The organism is Vibrio genomosp. F10 str. 9ZD137 (assembly GCF_049974785.1).
GTDB lineage: Bacteria > Pseudomonadota > Gammaproteobacteria > Enterobacterales > Vibrionaceae > Vibrio.
Window position 1 is genome coordinate 1 of record NZ_JBNGCJ010000089.1, and the last position, 406, is coordinate 406.

At 39.4% G+C, this 406-nt stretch carries 1 pseudogene; it reads right to left on the minus strand.

What is annotated here, in order from left to right:
- Positions 1-26: 26 nt before the first annotated feature.
- Positions 27-406, minus strand: a pseudogene (locus ACP45E_RS01060) (serine/threonine protein kinase); the annotation flags it as partial.

The following is a 406-nucleotide window of genomic DNA, read 5'->3' on the forward strand; positions in this document are numbered from 1 at the left end:
TAATAACTTTCATTTAAGAGACTCCTTTACTCTTTACATGAATGGGATGAATCACAACTTATTAATGATTCGGGTTTTTGTTTTGGTTCAATGAAATCACTTAATAGCAACTTGTGACGAATTTCTTCAGGTAACGAGGGGTTGGAAAGCAATCGTTTCTTAGCGACATCGATGATATTTTTGGTAATGATTGGGTGACTACTTTCGTAATGAAAAATGGCGGTGAGTTCGAGTAACATCTTCTCAACGGTCGCTTTTTCGCGTTCAATTTTTTGATTGGCAACAACGAGTAATGCTAGAAAGCAAAATGTTGAAATCACCAGTAGTGAAGAGAGGGTGGTTACGATTGGTCGCCGACGGCATAAAAGCGTCAAGCGCTTGGAAAACGAACGATTGAGCGAAGTGG